Origin of the sequence: Sphingomonas sp. BAUL-RG-20F-R05-02 (genome assembly GCF_022662305.1) — a bacterium.
Lineage (GTDB): Bacteria > Pseudomonadota > Alphaproteobacteria > Sphingomonadales > Sphingomonadaceae > Sphingomonas.
The window spans coordinates 563,117-578,358 of sequence record NZ_JAKNQH010000001.1 but is presented as its reverse complement, the minus strand read 5'-3'; the positions used below and the strand labels follow the sequence as shown (position 1 = coordinate 578,358).

Below are 15,242 nucleotides of genomic sequence, written 5' to 3'. Positions count from 1 at the left end.
GTAGGCCGCTGGCATGGACACACTCACCAACGTACTGAAGTGGACCGCTTCGGGCGGCGGGATCATCGCGGCGGGAATGGTGTCGCTGGACCTCGGACGGCGATTGACCGGATGGGGTCAGGTGCTGTTCGCGGTGTCGGCATTGTGCTGGATCGGCGGTGCGGCGTTGACCAAGGATTTCGCGCTTGGCACGCAGAACGTGGTGTTGCTGGTGATCGACGTGTTCGGCGCCTATCGCTACCTGATCCGAAAAAAGCCGAATGGCTGAAGCGGTCATATGGTCGCTGCTGCTCGGGCTGCTCGGCGCGGTGATCGGCAGTTTTGTTGCAACCCTGGTGATCCGCTGGCCGCAGGGGCGATCGGTTTTGCACGGGCGCTCACATTGCGATGGGTGCGCGCGGGTGTTGGGTCCGGGTGATCTCGTGCCTTTGCTGAGCGCGGCATTGTCGCGCGGCCGGTGCCGGCGCTGTGGTGCCGCGATTGACCCGCTGCACTGGCGGATCGAGGCGCTCGCGCTCATGATCGGTCTGGTCGCCGGGCTGGTGGTGCCCGGGCCGGCCGGGCTGGCGGGCGCGGTGTTTGGCTGGCTGCTGCTCGCGCTCGCCGCCTTGGACGTGACGGAGTTCTGGCTTCCTAATGCCTTGACGCTGGCGCTGGCGCTCTCTGGTTTGGTGAGCGGCGCGATCGGCGTTGACCCGCCGCTTGCCGACAGGTTGATTGGCGGCGCGGCCGGATTTGCGGCTTTGTGGGCGATCGCGCTCGGCTACCGGCTGGTTCGGGGGCGCGCGGGGCTTGGCGGGGGCGACCCCAAACTGTTTGGCGCGATCGGGTTGTGGCTTGGCTGGCGGATGCTGCCGGTGGTGCTGTTCCTTGCGGCGCTGACCGGCCTTGCACTCGTGCTCGTCGGCATGGTGCGCGGGCGATCCGCACGGCTAGACGACCGGGCGCCATTCGGGGCGTTGCTCGCGGTGGCGGCTTACCCCGCGTGGCTGTTCCTGCTAGGCTCGACGCTATGATGCTCCTGCTTCTGTTGGCCGTCGCCATGCCGCGCGACGTGATCAAGCCCGCGCCACCCCCGCCACCGCCTGCGCAGATCGACGGCCTGCCGATCGGCGCACTGCCGCGCCAGTCACTGCCCGCGACCGGGTGCGCGGCCTATCTATGGAGTGCGACGCAGACCCGCACATTGGTGGCGATGGTTTCGGCCGACGATCGCCGGCTGCGGATCGCGCTGGACGGCGCGATCGTCGACTTGCCGCGCGTCAGTCAAAGCGGCGCCAGCGCCTTCGGGCTGAGCCAGTCTGCGCAGTATGCGGTCGCCGGTACGCGCGCCACGCTCGACCTCACCATCGAAACGCGCGGCGATCTGGTAAAGGGCGGGGTCGTCTCCGATGGATCGCTACGCCTCGACCGCGACGGCAAAGACGGCCTAGTGCTTCCCGTCACCGGTCTGGTCGGGTGCGCTGGCTGACCACCGGCGGCAGTGGTAGCTTCGACCCGTTGTCGTTGAGGAAGCGGATCACGTCGGCACGGTCCATTCCGTCATGCAGGCCTACGAACATCATGTTGGTGCCGGGCGCGAAATGGGCTGGACTGGTCAGCCATGCGTCGAGCCGATCGAACGTCCAGACGCCACCGACCGAACGCAGCGCAGCGCTGTAGTTGAAGTTCGGGCTACCCTGCGCGATCGCGCGACCGGGGACGGCATACAGGTTAGGTCCGGCCCGATCGCCCGCGCCCTGTGCGATGCTGTGGCAAGCAGCGCATTGCGCGAAGATCGCGCTGCCAGCGCGGGGGTCCGCCGCCGCCAACCGTTCGGGCAATGGGGCGTTGGCGAGACGCGGGTCATGTTCGACACGCGGTCCGCATCCGGCCAAGGCGATCAGGCCGAACAGGGTTGCCATGGCTCTCATCGCGGTGACCAGCCGGGCGCGGCCAATTCGAAGCCGGCGAAGTCGAAACCTGGCGTTACCACGCAACTCACCAACGCCCAGCCATGTCGCGCCTCCGCGGATTGCCATGCCTGGGGTGGCACCAGCCCCTGCGGGGTTTCACCGTCGAGAAGTATTTCACGGTCATCGATCAGCAGCGCGAGCGGTGATCCGCTATGCCAGAGCCACAGCTCGGCAGCGTCGATCCGGTGCCAGTGCGACCGCTCGCCGGTGTCGAGCAGGAACAATATGGCCGTCGTCAACGCTCGGCCGCCGGCCGGTGCGGGCAGGCGCATCGTTTCACGATACCAGCCGCCCTCCGGGTGGGGCGCGAGACCGAGTTTGGCGACGAGCGGGTGCGGCATGGACGGTCCGTTGCTTAAGGAACGTGAGGCGAGAAACCGGCGATATGGGCCGGCAGACACATTGTCCAACGTCTTGCGATACGCGCTTTGCGATTGCGTCAGGCGCACGCCGATGGCTGACTCGTGCGCCATCGACACTTGCTGCATCGCGGAACTTCGCGCTAAGGGCGCGGCCAATCCTACATCGAAGAAAATGCCGTGAACAACTCTCCCGCAGGCGACGTCCCCATTGTTTTTGAAGGCATCGTGCGCCAGCGCTGTCTCTCCGCGACCTATAACCGCACTGAGGTGACACTCGCGCCGCACGTGATCTACACCCGTCATGGTGACCTGTTTATCGACGGGGTCGTGCTGGAGCGTGACGGTCGGCCGCCAAAGGAGCTGAAGCTCGGGACCTTCAAACTTGCCGGGCTGACCGCGCTGAGACTGACGCCACGCGCTTTCAAGGCGAACCCGCTGTTTTCGCCGAGCGACCCGAAATACGGCGACTCCGTACTGATGACGGTCGAGCTGGGCTGATACCCCAAGTTTGCGGTTTGCCCCGAAGACTAGCGCGCCGATCTGACGTCCGCGCGGAAGACCGGAGCGCGTAGCGACGTATGCCTTCCCGTCCGGTGCGCGCTGCAGGGTAGATGCAGTTCCGATCTCTTCAGATTGCAGACACTGCCGTGATCGCGGCGACGGATCGAGCGGTATCACGGGCTTGTCTCCGGCGCAGCAGGGCAGGGTTCAGAGCGCGTGCCAGGGGCGTGAGTTCATCCTTCCCCGTATGGTCGGCAGTTTTTACGGTGAGGGCTGGCCGAACCTGGCGCCGGGTGGCAAGCGGGCACGATGACGAACCCGAATGAAGTCGACGGCGACAGGTCTGGCGTGCCGCGTGCGATAGCGTGGCTGTGGCCGTTGGTGGTATTGTTCGCGGGCTCGGTGGCGCTGCTCGGCGCGCATATCGCGGCGGTGCTGGTGACGGGCCGAAGCTTCGGCTTCGACGCGCCGATCCTGCTCGCACTGCGCGTGCCCGGCCACCTCGACGTGCCGATCGGGCCGGTGTGGCTGCGTCAATCGGCGATCGATATCTCGGCGTTGGGCGGCTTCACGTTGATGTGGCTGTTCGGCGGGTCGGGCATCGCCGCGCTGGTGATGCTGCGACGCCGGGCCGAAGCGGCGTGGGTCGCGGCGTCACTGGTCGGCGCCTCATTGATCTCGACCGGGTTGAAGGACATTATCCACCGCCCGCGCCCGGCGCTGGTGCCGCACCTCGTATGGGTGGACAACGCCAGTTTCCCGAGCGGCCACGCATTGATCTCCGCCGCCACCTATCTGACGATTGCGCTGATGCTCGCCGGGCTAGTGCGCCGCCGCGCGGCGCGCTCGGCGATCGTCGCGTTCTTCAGCGGGGTGGTGGTGCTGATCGGGTGCAGCCGGGTATACCTCGGCGTGCACTGGCCGAGCGACGTGGTGGCCGGCTGGTGTTTCGGCACGGTTTGGGCGATCGCTGTGTTCTGGGTGAACCGGCGGCTGCGAGCGAAGGTGCGGATCACCCCATAGTCACGAACGTATCGATCACGCGCTTGCGGCCGGCCTCCTCGAAATCGATCTCGAGCTTGTTGCCTTCGATCAGCGCGATCGCGCCGTAGCCGAACTTCTGGTGGAACACGCGCTGCCCGACCTCCAGGTCGCCGCGCCCCTTGTTGCCAAGGCTGACCGCGCTGGCCTTCGCCTCGATCACGCGGGAGGGTTCGCGGGAGAAGGTGCGGGTGGTGAAGCTGCCGCCATCACGCACGGTGTTCTGCACGCCTGCCGCGCGCTGCCATCCGGGGCCGCGCCCGGTGCCGCGCGCGACATCGGCGAACGGGTCGGCGCGTTCCGACCAGTTGGCGCGCCACAGGCTTTCGCCGCCCGACATGCTGTTTTCGGATTCGATATGCGCGGCGGGCAGTTCTGCGACGAAGCGACTGGGGATGCTCGACGTCCACTGGCCGTAGATGCGGCGGTTCGCGGCGTGGAGGATCACCGCTTTGCGCCGCGCGCGCGTGATCGCGACATAGGCGAGGCGGCGTTCTTCCTCGAGGCTCGCGTTGCCGCCCTCGTCGATCGCGCGTTGTGATGGGAACAGGCCTTCCTCCCAGCCGACCAGGAACACGGTCTCGTATTCGAGCCCCTTGGCGGCGTGGATCGTCATGATCGTCACCTTGGCCTCGTCGGCTTGCGCCTCGTTATCCATGACGAGGCTGACATGTTCGAGGAATGCGCCGAGGCTGTCATATTCCTCCATCGCGCGGACCAGTTCGGTGAGGTTCTCGAGCCGCCCCGCTGCCTCGACCGACTTCTCGACCTGAAGCGCACCGGTATAGCCGCTTTCGTCGAGGATCTGACGGGCGAGTTCGGCGTGGGGCAGTTCGCCCGCCATCTTGCGCCAGCGCGCCATGTCGATCACGAAATTGCCGAGCGACTTGCGCGCCGCGCCGGTCAGTTCGTCGGTATCGAGGATGCGCGCCGCCGCCGTACTCAACGGAATGCGTTCGGCGCGGGCGAGCATGTGCAGCTTCTGCACCGCCTTGTCGCCGAGGCCACGCTTGGGCACGTTGACGATGCGTTCGAAGGCGAGATCGTCGGCAGGCTGGTTGACGACGCGCAGATAGGCGAGCGCATCACGGATTTCGGCGCGTTCGTAGAAGCGGAAACCGCCGATGATGCGGTAGTTCATGCCGATCGCGATGAAGCGATCCTCGAACTCGCGGGTCTGGTGCTGGGCGCGGACCAGGATGGCGATGCGGTCGAGCGACTGGCCGCCCCGCTGCGCCGCCTCGATCTCCTCACCGACGCGGCGGGCCTCCTCCGGGCCGTCCCACACGCCGAATACCTTCACCTTGTCGCCGTCCGGCTCGTCGGTCCACAGCGTCTTACCGAGCCGGCCGCTGTTGTTGGCGATCACGCCGGATGCGGCGGCGAGGATGTGCGGGGTGGAACGGTAATTCTGTTCGAGCCGGATCACCTTCGCGCCGGGAAAGTCCTTCTCGAACTTGAGGATGTTCTCGACTTGCGCGCCGCGCCACGAATAGATCGACTGATCGTCGTCGCCGACGCAGCAGATGTTCTTGCGCTCCTGCGCGAGCAGGCGGAGCCAGAGATACTGGACGCTGTTGGTGTCCTGATACTCGTCCACCATGATGTATTTGAAGCGGCGCTGGTAGTCGGCCAGTACCTCGCGGTTCTGCTTGAGAATGGTGAGCATGTGGAGCAGCAGATCGCCGAAATCGCACGCGTTCAGCGCGGCGAGCCGGGTCTGGTACTGCTGGTACAGCTCGCCGCCGCGCCCGTTGGCGTAGCGCTCGCTTTCGCCCGCGTCGATGTCGGCGGGCACCAGCCCCTTGTTCTTCCACTCGTCAATCAGCCCGGCGAGGCTGCGTGCGGGGAAGCGCTTCTCGTCGATGTCGGCAGCGATCACGAGCTGTTTCAACAGCCGCAACTGATCGTCGGTATCGAGGATCGTGAAGTTCGAATGCAGCCCGACCAGCTCGGCATGGCGGCGCAGCATCTTCGCGCCGATCGCGTGAAACGTGCCGAGCCACGGCATCCCCTCCACCACATCGCCGACCAGCCGGCCGACGCGTTCCCGCATCTCGCGCGCGGCCTTGTTGGTGAAGGTGACCGAAAGGATCTCGCCCGGCCACGCGCGCTTGGTGGCGAGCAGGTGGCCGAGCCGCGCGGTCAGCGCTGCGGTCTTGCCGGTGCCGGCGCCGGCGAGCACCAACACCGGGCCTTCGGTGGTGAGCACGGCGTCACGCTGCGGCGCGTTGAGGCCGGTGATGTAGGACGGTTCGGCGGAATTTGTGACGGGGAGACTCATCCGTGAACAGGTAGGGAACGCGGGCGCGAAGGGCAATCGTTGATGCGCGCGCGGCTTGGCGGGGATCGGCCGGTAGCGTTCGCTCGTCATGGGCAGGTGCGGGCCTCACACTGCCGCGATTGTCATCACATGGTAACACAAGCAGCCCACGCGCACCGCCATGGACACAGCCACAACCGTCTCGCTCCCGGCGAGCGAACGTCCCGCCAGCGGACCGCATCTCGATCGGCCGCTTCATCCGGTCGCGCGCTGGGTCTTCCTCGGCGTGCTGATCGGCGCGCTCGGCTATGCCGGGGGGAGCATCCTGTTCGACACGCGCGAGGTCGGCGAGGGGATGGCGATGGCGACCTTCGCGTTCCTCGGCCTCGCGCTGCTGATCGCTTTGGGGTTCGAGTTCGTCAACGGCTTTCATGATACCGCCAACGCCGTCGCGACCGTGATCTATACCCACTCTCTGCCGGCGCCGATCGCGGTGCTGTGGTCCGGCTTCTTCAATTTCCTCGGCGTGATGTGTTCGAGCGGCGCGGTCGCCTATGCGATCGTGACGTTGCTGCCGGTCGATCTCATCCTGCACGTTGGATCGAGCGCGGGGTTCGCGATGATCTTCGCGCTGCTGCTGGCGGCGGTGATGTGGAATCTAGCGACGTGGTTCGTCGGCCTGCCCAATTCGTCCAGCCATGCGCTGATCGGCTCGGTGCTCGGCGTCGGCCTCGCCAACCAGCTGCTGCACGGCGGCGACGGATCGTCGGGCGTGGACTGGGGGCAGGCGCAAAAGGTGCTGTCGGCCTTGCTGTTCAGCCCGCTGGTCGGGTTCGTCGGCTCGCTGGTGCTGCTGCTGGTGATGAAGCGCCTGCTGCCCAACCCGACCTTCTACAAGCAACCGGCGAGCGATGCGCCGCCACCCCGCGGCATCCGCGCGACGTTGATCGCGACGTGCACCGCCGTCTCGTTCTTCCACGGCAGCAACGACGGGCAGAAGGGCATGGGCCTCATCATGCTGATCCTGATCGGCTGCGCGCCGACCGCCTATGCGCTCAATCGCACCATGCCGGCGAGCCAGACGCCTGCGTTCATCACCACCGCTAACGCCGCCGCCGCTGCGTTCCGCGCGCATGGCGGGCAACCCGGGGGCAATGTCGCGGCAGCGCGCGCGGTGCTCACCCGCGCGCTGGAGACGAAGAAGCCGATCGCCACGCCGGCATACGGCGCGATCGAGACGCTGGCGCACGATGTCAGTCTGCGGATCAGCAGCTACGGCTCGCTCGACAAGGTGCCCGCCGCCGCCACGCCGAACCTGCGCAACGACATGTATCTGCTGCAAGGCATCTCGCAGGTGGTGACCAAGGACAAGGCTTCGGAGAAGACCTTCTCGCCCGATCAGTTGAAGGCGATCGGCGCGTATCAGAAGATGCTGGAGCAGGGCACGCGCTTCATTCCGGTGTGGGTGAAGATCATCGTCGCGGTCGCGCTCGGGCTCGGCACGATGGTCGGCTGGAAACGGATCGTGGTGACGGTCGGCGAGAAGATCGGCAAGTCGCACCTCACCTACGGCATGGGCGCCTCGGCCGAGATCGTCGCCGCCTTCACGATCATGACCGCCGATCTGTTCGCCGCGCCGGTTTCCACGACGCATATTCTGTCGAGCGGTGTGGCCGGTGCCTCCGTGGCGAACGGCAGCGGTTTGCAGGCGCGCACCATCATCAACATGGTGCTGGCGTGGGTGATGACGCTGCCGGCGGCGATGCTGCTGTCAGGCGGTCTGTACTGGCTGCTGCTCGGCGTGGTGAAGTTCAGCGCCGGCTGATCCGGGTAGAACACCGGTGCGCGCGGGCATTCGCGCAACCGAACGCCGGGGATTGCGTAGAACCGTTGCCCGCGCGACAGCATCGGGCGATGGTCTGGCAGTTGGAGATGGTCGTTGCGGGTTTTGGGTGTTGCGTTGGCTGCGGTGGCGCTCGTCGGGGCAGCGCCTGCCGAGCCGCCGATCGTGCGGGTACGGCTGGATACCTCGGCCGGGCCGATCACCTTGGCGATCGACTATCGCCATGCGCCCAAGACAGCGGCCAATTTTCTGCGCTATGTCGATGACGGGCGGCTGGACGGTACCGATTTCTACCGCGCCTCGCGCAAGGCTGGGCATCCGGACTTGGGCTTCGTGCAAGGCGGCATCGGCACCGACGCACGCCGCAAGCTCGACTTGCTGCCACTTGAGCCGACCAGCAAAACCGGGCTGCGCCATGTGAGCGGTGCGATCTCGATGGCGCGCTATGCCGATCCGTCGTCTGGTTCGGCGAACTTCTCGTTGCTGGTGGGGCCAAGCCCCAATCTCGACGCGAAGCCCGGCTCGCCTGGGTACGCCGTGTTCGGGCATGTCGCGAGCGGGATGGACGTGGTGAAGCGGATGCTGGCGATGCCGACCTCACCTGGCGGGGACGAGGAGATGAAGGGTCAGATGCTGGTCCATCCGGTTACGATCGTGCACGCGGTGCGTCTGGACGGGACGCCGAAGCCGACCGGACGTCCCAAGGTGTGGATCATGTTCAAGAACCTGTAAGCGGTTCGCGTGCGGCGAACCACGGCGTGATCCGGCGCAGCGCCTCTTCGATCCGGTTGGTGGAGACCGCGAAGCTGAACCGCATGTACCGGTGGCCGTCGACGGGATCGAAGTCGATCCCCGGCGCGGTCGCTACGCCGGTATCCAGCAGCAGCTCCATGCAGAACGCCATGCTGTCCTGCGTCAGGTGGCCGATATCGGCGTAGATGTAGAAGGCGCCGTCCGGCGGCGCGATCCGCCGCAGGCCGAGCGCGGGCAGCGCATCGAGCAGCATTGCACGGTTGGCGGCGTAGGTACGGATATGCCCTTCGAGTTCTTCGTGGCAATCGAACGCGATCAACCCGGCATGTTGGGCAAGCGACGGGGGCGTGAGGAACAGATTGCCCATGCGTGCCCGCGCCGCATCGATCAGGTCGGGCGGCACCACCAGCCAGCCGAGCCGCCACCCCGCCATGCTGAAATATTTCGAAAAGCTGTTGACGATCAGCGCGTCCGGCTCATCCTGCAAGACCGACCGCGCCGGGCCGGTGTAGCTGAGGCCATGGTAGATCTCGTCCGAAACGATGCGGATGCCGCGTCGGCGGCACACCGCCACGATCGCAGACAATTCTTCCGGCGCGATGATGGTACCGGTGGGATTGGCGGGACTGGCGAGGATCAGCCCGCTTGGCGCAGGATCGAGCGCTTCGATCGCGGCCGCTGTGATCTGGAAGCCCTCCGCCTCGCCGCAGCCAATCTCCACCGGTTCTAGATACAGCGCCTTCACCGTGTTGCGATATGCGACATAGCCCGGCCGGGCAAAAGCGACGCGGTCACCGGGCGCGAACAGGCAGGAGAGCGCGAGCACCAGCGCAGGCGATGCACCGCAGGTCAGGATCACCTGCTCCGGGTCGATGGTGACGGAATAATGCTCGATGTATTGGCGGGCGATCCGTGCTTTCAGCGGAACGCTTTCCCAATAGCCGAGACCGTCGCGGTCGAGCACGAGATGCGCTTCGGCGATCGCAGCGGCAGGCGCGCCGGTCGAGGGCTGGCCGAATTCCATGTGGATCACGGATCGGCCCTCCGCAGCGAGGCGGTACGCCGCGCGGCTGATGGCAATGGCGTGAAACGGATCGATCTTTGCGGACATGCCGCCTGCTTAGCGACCCGCGCGGCGGACACAACCACCGCGCGAGTAACCTAGGTTTACGAGTCCGCGCTGCCGGGCTCGGCCATCTTGCGGTGCTGTTCGGCAAGGAACGATTGCGGCAGCACGCCCGAAGCCGCGACTTGCAGCTTGTTGCTAACGCCGGACACGATGTGCCCCTTGCCGGCCATCAGCGCGTTCCATCCATCCGTTGCTACCTTGGCGGGATCGGACTTGCTGTCGTCCTGACCCACCTGCGTATCGAGCAGACCCGCGCGCGCGAAGAACTCGGTCTCAACCGGACCGGGCATCAACGTGGTGATGGTAACGCCTTCGTGTTCCTTGATCTCGTTGCGAAGCGCCTCGGTGAAGTTGTCCACGAATGCCTTGGTCGCATTGTAGACCGCGTTGAAGGCGCCGGGAATATAACCGGCAATCGATCCCGTCACCAGCACCTTGCCTTCGCCACGCGCGACCATCTGCTTGAGCACCTTCTGCAGCAGATAGACGGTCCCAGTGATGTTGGTATCGACCGAATGCCGCCACATCGTCACGTCCTGATCGAGGAACGGACCACCGGTGCCGATGCCGGCGTTGGCGAACAGCAGGTCGATCGTGCGGCCCTCCGCTGCAGCCAGCAGTTTATCCACGCCGTCGATCGTGGACAGGTCGGCTTCGATCGAGGAGACCTGCGTGCCATGCCGCTCGAAATCGGTGGCGGATGCCTCGATCAGCGACTCGTCGGCAACAACGAGGATGTCATAGCCGTTTTCCGCCGCACGGTGGGCAAGCTCGAAGCCGATGCCGGTAGAGGCACCGGTGATGATTGCAAAACCCTTGCTCATGTCATTCTCTCCTTATGCGGCGAAAGTCTGGCCGGGCTTCAGCACGACCTTGGTGACTTCGTTCTGGTGGTTCTTGAACATCTCATACCCCTTGGGCGCATCTTCGAGGCCCATGCGGTGCGAGATCAGGAAAGTGGTGTCGATCTTGTCTTCCATGATCGCGTTGAGCAGGCCGGGCAGGTAGCGCTGAACGTGCGTCTGGCCAGTCTTGAGCGTCAGACCCTTTTCCATGAATGCGCCGAGCGGGAATTTGTCGACGAATCCGCCGTATACCGCCGGCATCGACACGCGCCCGCCCTTGCGACACGCAATGATCGCCTGACGGATCGAGTGGGTGCGGTCGGTGCCGAGGAAGGTCGACGCCTTGATCTGGTCGACGATGTTGTCGAAGAACATGCCGTGCGCTTCGAGCCCGACCGAGTCGATGCAGGCGTCCGGCCCAATGCCGCCGGTCATCTCCATCAACGCTTCGTAGGTTTGCGATTCCTCGAAATTGATCGTCTCCGCACCGAATTTGCGCGCGAGTTCGAGGCGATGCGGGAAGTGGTCGATGGCGATGACGCGTTCGGCACCCATCAGGAATGCCGACTGTACCGCGAACAGGCCGACGGGGCCGCAACCCCATACCGCGACGGTGTCGCCGGGTTCGATCTGCGCGAACTCCGCCGCCTGCCATCCGGTCGGCAAGATGTCGGAGAGGAACAGCACCTTGTCATCGTCAATGCCATCCGGAATGACGATCGGGCCGACGTCCGAGAACGGAACACGGACATATTCCGCCTGACCACCGGCATAGCCGCCGGTCATGTGGCTGTAGCCGAACAGACCCGCCATCGGGTGGCCGTACACCTCCTGCGCAATATCCTGATTGTCCGCCGGGTTGCCGTTGTCGCATGCGGAGAATTGCTGCTTGCCGCAGTGGTAGCAGCTGCCGCAGGCAATGGTGAACGGCACCACCACGCGTTGGCCTTTCTTCAACGTCGAGCCGGAGCCGATCTCGACGACCTCACCCATGAATTCATGGCCCAGGATGTCGCCCGCCTTCATGGTAGGGATATAGCCGTCATACAGGTGGAGGTCTGACCCGCAGATCGCCGTCGAAGTGATCTTGATGATCGCATCGCGCGGGTTGAGGATTTCGGGATCGTCGACCGTATCGACGCGGACGTCATGCTTGCCGTGCCAGGTGAGTGCGCGCATCAGTTATGCTCCCGATCGGATTCGGCGTCGCGTTGCGCGAGCGTCCAGGATGAGGTGGCGATCTCGCCGGTTTCCATCAGCTGCTTGAACCGGCGCAGGTCGCGGCGCGCCTGCACTGCGGGTTCGCGCTGGAACATCTTGGCGATGATCCTCCCGATCGTTCCGCCGGGCGGATCGTAGTTGATGGTCGCGGTGACGACCGTTCCGCGCGTGCCTGCATCGCGAAATTCGATCCGGCCGCTATTGGCGACCTCGGCCCCTTCGGCGGATGCCCAGGCGATCATCTCGCCCGGAGTCTCATCGGTGATGATCGCGTCCCACTCGACAGTGCGACCAGCCGGCGCTTTCACCACCCAGTGCGTGCGACGATCATCCAGCACGTCGATACGTTCGACGTTGTCCATGAAGTTTGGCAGGTTGGTGAACTCTCGCCAGTAAGCGAACAGTTCATCATGCGGCCGGTTGATCGTGACCGAGCGCGCAAATAGCGTATCGCCCTTCGGCTCCACTCCGACGTGTGTCACCGCCTCTTCTGTATCACCTTTCTTCATCGTGGTGAGCGGGGCGTCATCTTGGCTAATGGTCATCGCCACCTCCTGTGTTGGTTACAGGCATAACCGTCACCTAACGTGCTCTGTTCCAACGGCGTTTTCGGGCTGACGCAGAATATGATCGACTGGCGGTCTTATTATGACGGCGGCTTTAACCTTGATCATCATTGCAGTGATTAACCCCAACATGAGCCACACTGTTGCGCTTCAATCCGACGCATCCTCCAACATCTTGATCGCATGGAGCGGCCATTGGCTGATGTTGGCGGCGGGGCAGTGGTATGTCTCACGCCTGACGCGATTTTACGATCCGCAGTGGTGTGCCGATCGGCATTTGCCACGAAACGACATCTCCTTGCGACCGGTGCGTCGCTGCTCAGTGTTGACCCATCATGGATTAGCGTGGCCTAGCGAGGATCCGGGGTACACTCTCTGCCAGAGGAGACGACGATGACTGCTGAGAAGGACACCGTCCATTACGAGGGCTCCGAAGGCGGCTGGGGTTCTGTTCGCGGAATCGTCGAGACGGCTCTGCGCGAGCGCACCTCGCCCGGCGCGCTCGATACGCTGCGGCGGCAGAACAAGGCTGGCGGCTTCATGTGCGTGTCGTGCGCATGGGGGAAGCCTGCCAAGCCGCACGCTTTTGAGTTCTGCGAGAACGGCGCCAAGGCGACCCTGTGGGAACTCACCAGCTTGCGCTGCACGCCAGATTTCTTCGGCAGGCACACGCTGACGGAACTGCGCACGTGGAAGGATTACGACCTAGAACAGCAGGGTCGGCTGACCCACCCGATGCGCTACGATGCGGCGACGGACAAGTATGTTCCCTGCGGCTGGGACGAGGCATTCAGCGCGATCGGAGCGGAGCTGAAGGCGCTCGATCCGGGGTCGGCGGTCTTCTACGCCTCCGGTCGCGCCAGCCTTGAAACCAGTTACCTCTATGCTCTGTTCGCGCGGCTGTACGGCCACAATAACCTGCCCGACAGTTCGAACATGTGTCACGAAACCACCTCGGTTGCGCTCAAGAAGGTGATAGGTTCTCCGGTGGGCACCTGCGTGCTTGATGATTTCGAGACGTGCGACGCGATCTTTTTCTTCGGGCAGAACCCGGGCACCAATTCGCCGCGCCTGCTGCACCCCTTGCAGGAAGCGGTGAAGCGGGGGTGCAAGATCGTCACCTTCAATCCGGTGCGGGAAAAGGGGCTGGAGTCGTTCAAGAACCCGCAGAGCCCGCTCGAAATGCTCACCCCCAAGGCGACGCAGATTTCGACGTTGTACCTCCAGGTGAAGACCGGCGGTGACATCGCCGCGATCATAGGCCTCATCAAATACGTTCTCGCCGCCGAGGAGAAGACGTGGGCGGAGGAGCAGCTGCACGTTCTGGACGTGGACTTTATTGCGCAGCACACCGCCGGCTTCGACGAGATGAAGGCGCAGGCCGACGCGACAAGCTGGGACGAGATCGAGCGCGAAAGCGGTCTCGCGCGCGCCGACATCGAGGCGGCGGCGGAGATTTACGCCCAGGCGAAGCGATCGATCTGCATGTACGGCATGGGACTGACCCAGCATGTCCATGGCTTCCACAATCTCGCCACGCTGACCAACCTTTGGCTGCTCAAGGGCAATATCGGACGCGAAGGTGCCGGCATTTCACCGGTGCGTGGCCACTCCAACGTTCAGGGCCAGCGCACCGTCGGCATCTCCGAAAAGCCCGAATTGGTGCCGCTCGACAAACTTGCCGAGCAATTCGGGTTCGAGCCGCCGCGAGAGGAGGGGATGAACACCGTCAAGGCATGCGAGAACATCATCTCTGGCGAAGTCCGTGCGTTCATTGGCCTCGGCGGCAATTTTATCCGCGCGATTCCCGAGCGTGAGAAGATGGAGGACGCATGGTCGCGGTTGCGGCTGACCGTACAGATCGCCACCAAGCTGAACCGCAGCCACCTCGTCCACGGCGAAGTGACGTATCTGCTGCCGTGCCTTGGCCGCTCGGAGGAGGACAGGCAGGCGAGCGGCGCGCAGAAGGTGACGATGGAGGACTCGCTGTCCTGCATCCACGGCTCGTTCGGCAAGAACACGCCGGCCAGCAAGGATCTGCTGTCAGAGCCTGCGATCGTCGCTGGGCTGGCAAAGGCCACACTGCCGGAAAACCCCAAGGTGCGCTGGGACGAGTGGGTCGGCAATTACGACTTGATCCGTGACTTGATCGAAGCAACCTACCCTGAGCAGTTCCACGACTTCAACAAGCGGGTGTTCACGCCGGGTGGCTTTTACCGCGGTAACTCCGCGCGCGAGCGGGTGTGGAAGACAGAGAGCGGGAAGGCGAACTTTACCGTGGCGACATCCTTGTCGGCGATGGGTGTCGGCGATGCGCCGGGCCGCTACCGGTTGATGACAATGCGGTCGAACGACCAGTTTAACACGACCATCTACGGCTATTCGGACCGGCTGCGCGGTATCGAAGGCACGCGCGATGTGCTGCTGATGAACCCGGAAGACATTGCGGCGGCCGGGTTGACGGTCGGGCAGGTGGTCGGACTCGCCTCGGATGCGGAGGACAATGTCGACCGGCATGTCGGCGGGCTGACGGTAACGCCGTTCCTGCTGCCGCGCGGGTGCATCGGTGGTTACTATCCCGAGATGAACCCACTGGTGCCGTTATGGTATCATGATGAAGAATCGAAGACGCCGGCCAGCAAGGGGGTGCCGGTGCGTATCGTCGCCTAGGCCGGATCCGCGCAGCGACGGAAAAGCGAAAGGCGGGATCACCTGAGTGATCCCGCCTTTCTTCTTACGCCGTTGAGGGGGCAGGGCAGCGCG

General features: G+C 64.6%; 15 protein-coding genes. 8 read left to right on the top strand and 7 right to left on the bottom strand.

What is annotated here, in order from left to right:
- Nucleotides 1-13 precede the first annotated feature (13 nt).
- Genes L8F97_RS02705 through L8F97_RS02695 form a run of 3 tightly spaced genes read left to right on the top strand, consistent with a single transcriptional unit; the run spans nt 14 to nt 1,471 of the window.
- On the top strand, nt 14-268 hold the full coding sequence (locus L8F97_RS02705) for a hypothetical protein (protein ID WP_242146448.1): 255 nt from the start codon (nt 14-16) through the stop codon (nt 266-268).
- Nucleotides 261-1,016 carry a prepilin peptidase gene (locus L8F97_RS02700; RefSeq protein WP_242146447.1) on the top strand — a complete coding sequence of 252 codons (756 nt, stop codon included), beginning with the start codon at nt 261-263 and terminating at the stop codon, nt 1,014-1,016. The genes L8F97_RS02705 and L8F97_RS02700 overlap by 8 nt, the downstream gene beginning before the upstream one ends.
- Complete coding sequence (locus L8F97_RS02695; protein ID WP_242146446.1) at nt 1,013-1,471, top strand: hypothetical protein; 459 nt, start codon at nt 1,013-1,015, stop codon at nt 1,469-1,471. Before L8F97_RS02700 ends, L8F97_RS02695 begins: the two co-directional genes overlap by 4 nt.
- Here L8F97_RS02695 and L8F97_RS02690 read toward each other — a convergent pair.
- Both L8F97_RS02690 and L8F97_RS02685 read right to left on the bottom strand, forming a co-directional pair.
- Entirely contained in the window at nt 1,443-1,904 is a 462-nt protein-coding gene (locus L8F97_RS02690) for a c-type cytochrome (RefSeq protein ID WP_242146445.1), read from the bottom strand. The two genes, L8F97_RS02695 and L8F97_RS02690, sit on opposite strands and share 29 nt — an antisense overlap.
- Nucleotides 1,905-1,909: 5 nt before the next feature.
- Nucleotides 1,910-2,296, bottom strand: coding sequence for a cupin domain-containing protein (locus L8F97_RS02685; RefSeq protein ID WP_242146444.1), 387 nt, complete (start codon nt 2,294-2,296; stop codon nt 1,910-1,912).
- Nucleotides 2,297-2,494: 198 nt separating this feature from the next.
- On the opposite strand from L8F97_RS02685, the gene L8F97_RS02680 reads away from it, so the two are divergent.
- Both L8F97_RS02680 and L8F97_RS02675 read left to right on the top strand, forming a co-directional pair.
- Nucleotides 2,495-2,815 carry a hypothetical protein gene (locus L8F97_RS02680; protein WP_242146443.1) on the top strand — a complete coding sequence of 107 codons (321 nt, stop codon included), beginning with the start codon at nt 2,495-2,497 and terminating at the stop codon, nt 2,813-2,815.
- Between the two features lie 312 nt (nt 2,816-3,127).
- Complete coding sequence (locus tag L8F97_RS02675; RefSeq protein ID WP_242146442.1) at nt 3,128-3,841, top strand: phosphatase PAP2 family protein; 714 nt, start codon at nt 3,128-3,130, stop codon at nt 3,839-3,841.
- Here L8F97_RS02675 and L8F97_RS02670 read toward each other — a convergent pair.
- Complete coding sequence (locus tag L8F97_RS02670; protein ID WP_242146441.1) at nt 3,831-6,143, bottom strand: ATP-dependent helicase; 2,313 nt, start codon at nt 6,141-6,143, stop codon at nt 3,831-3,833. The genes L8F97_RS02675 and L8F97_RS02670 overlap by 11 nt on opposite strands.
- A 160-nt stretch (nt 6,144-6,303) precedes the next feature.
- Between L8F97_RS02670 and L8F97_RS02665 the strand changes: the two genes are divergently transcribed.
- Together L8F97_RS02665 and L8F97_RS02660 are read left to right on the top strand one after the other, a co-directional pair.
- A complete protein-coding gene (locus tag L8F97_RS02665) occupies nt 6,304-7,947 on the top strand; it encodes an inorganic phosphate transporter (protein ID WP_242146440.1) in 1,644 nt (547 codons plus the stop codon).
- 114 nt (nt 7,948-8,061) lie between these two features.
- Complete coding sequence (locus tag L8F97_RS02660; RefSeq protein WP_409928994.1) at nt 8,062-8,697, top strand: peptidylprolyl isomerase; 636 nt, start codon at nt 8,062-8,064, stop codon at nt 8,695-8,697.
- Here the strand turns inward: L8F97_RS02660 and L8F97_RS02655 are convergent.
- From L8F97_RS02655 to L8F97_RS02640, 4 genes are read right to left on the bottom strand one after another with little or no spacing between them, the layout of a single operon-like run.
- Nucleotides 8,684-9,829 (bottom strand): pyridoxal phosphate-dependent aminotransferase, encoded by a 1,146-nt coding sequence (locus tag L8F97_RS02655; protein WP_242146439.1) that lies wholly within the window; start codon nt 9,827-9,829, stop codon nt 8,684-8,686. The two genes, L8F97_RS02660 and L8F97_RS02655, sit on opposite strands and share 14 nt — an antisense overlap.
- 56 nt (nt 9,830-9,885) lie before the next feature.
- Nucleotides 9,886-10,671, bottom strand: coding sequence for an SDR family NAD(P)-dependent oxidoreductase (locus tag L8F97_RS02650; RefSeq protein WP_242146438.1), 786 nt, complete (start codon nt 10,669-10,671; stop codon nt 9,886-9,888).
- A gap of 12 nt (nt 10,672-10,683) precedes the next feature.
- Nucleotides 10,684-11,871, bottom strand: coding sequence for a zinc-dependent alcohol dehydrogenase (locus L8F97_RS02645; RefSeq protein WP_242146437.1), 1,188 nt, complete (start codon nt 11,869-11,871; stop codon nt 10,684-10,686).
- Entirely contained in the window at nt 11,871-12,458 is a 588-nt protein-coding gene (locus L8F97_RS02640; RefSeq protein ID WP_242146436.1) for an SRPBCC family protein, read from the bottom strand. The genes L8F97_RS02645 and L8F97_RS02640 overlap by 1 nt, the downstream gene beginning before the upstream one ends.
- Nucleotides 12,459-12,872: 414 nt before the next feature.
- Between L8F97_RS02640 and L8F97_RS02635 the strand changes: the two genes are divergently transcribed.
- Nucleotides 12,873-15,149: an FdhF/YdeP family oxidoreductase gene (locus tag L8F97_RS02635; protein ID WP_242146435.1), complete on the top strand. Its 2,277-nt coding sequence runs from the start codon at nt 12,873-12,875 to the stop codon at nt 15,147-15,149.
- Nucleotides 15,150-15,242: the final 93 nt, after the last annotated feature.

Coding starts and splice junctions, on each gene's coding strand:
- L8F97_RS02705 (WP_242146448.1), top strand. CDS start 14: ATGGACACACTCACCAACGTACTGAAGTGGACCGCTTCGGGCGGCGGG.
- L8F97_RS02700 (WP_242146447.1), top strand. CDS start 261: ATGGCTGAAGCGGTCATATGGTCGCTGCTGCTCGGGCTGCTCGGCGCG.
- L8F97_RS02695 (WP_242146446.1), top strand. CDS start 1,013: ATGATGCTCCTGCTTCTGTTGGCCGTCGCCATGCCGCGCGACGTGATC.
- L8F97_RS02690 (WP_242146445.1), bottom strand. CDS start 1,904: ATGGCAACCCTGTTCGGCCTGATCGCCTTGGCCGGATGCGGACCGCGT.
- L8F97_RS02685 (WP_242146444.1), bottom strand. CDS start 2,296: ATGCCGCACCCGCTCGTCGCCAAACTCGGTCTCGCGCCCCACCCGGAG.
- L8F97_RS02675 (WP_242146442.1), top strand. CDS start 3,128: ATGACGAACCCGAATGAAGTCGACGGCGACAGGTCTGGCGTGCCGCGT.
- L8F97_RS02670 (WP_242146441.1), bottom strand. CDS start 6,143: ATGAGTCTCCCCGTCACAAATTCCGCCGAACCGTCCTACATCACCGGC.
- L8F97_RS02665 (WP_242146440.1), top strand. CDS start 6,304: ATGGACACAGCCACAACCGTCTCGCTCCCGGCGAGCGAACGTCCCGCC.
- L8F97_RS02655 (WP_242146439.1), bottom strand. CDS start 9,829: ATGTCCGCAAAGATCGATCCGTTTCACGCCATTGCCATCAGCCGCGCG.
- L8F97_RS02650 (WP_242146438.1), bottom strand. CDS start 10,671: ATGAGCAAGGGTTTTGCAATCATCACCGGTGCCTCTACCGGCATCGGC.
- L8F97_RS02645 (WP_242146437.1), bottom strand. CDS start 11,871: ATGCGCGCACTCACCTGGCACGGCAAGCATGACGTCCGCGTCGATACG.
- L8F97_RS02640 (WP_242146436.1), bottom strand. CDS start 12,458: ATGACCATTAGCCAAGATGACGCCCCGCTCACCACGATGAAGAAAGGT.
- L8F97_RS02635 (WP_242146435.1), top strand. CDS start 12,873: ATGACTGCTGAGAAGGACACCGTCCATTACGAGGGCTCCGAAGGCGGC.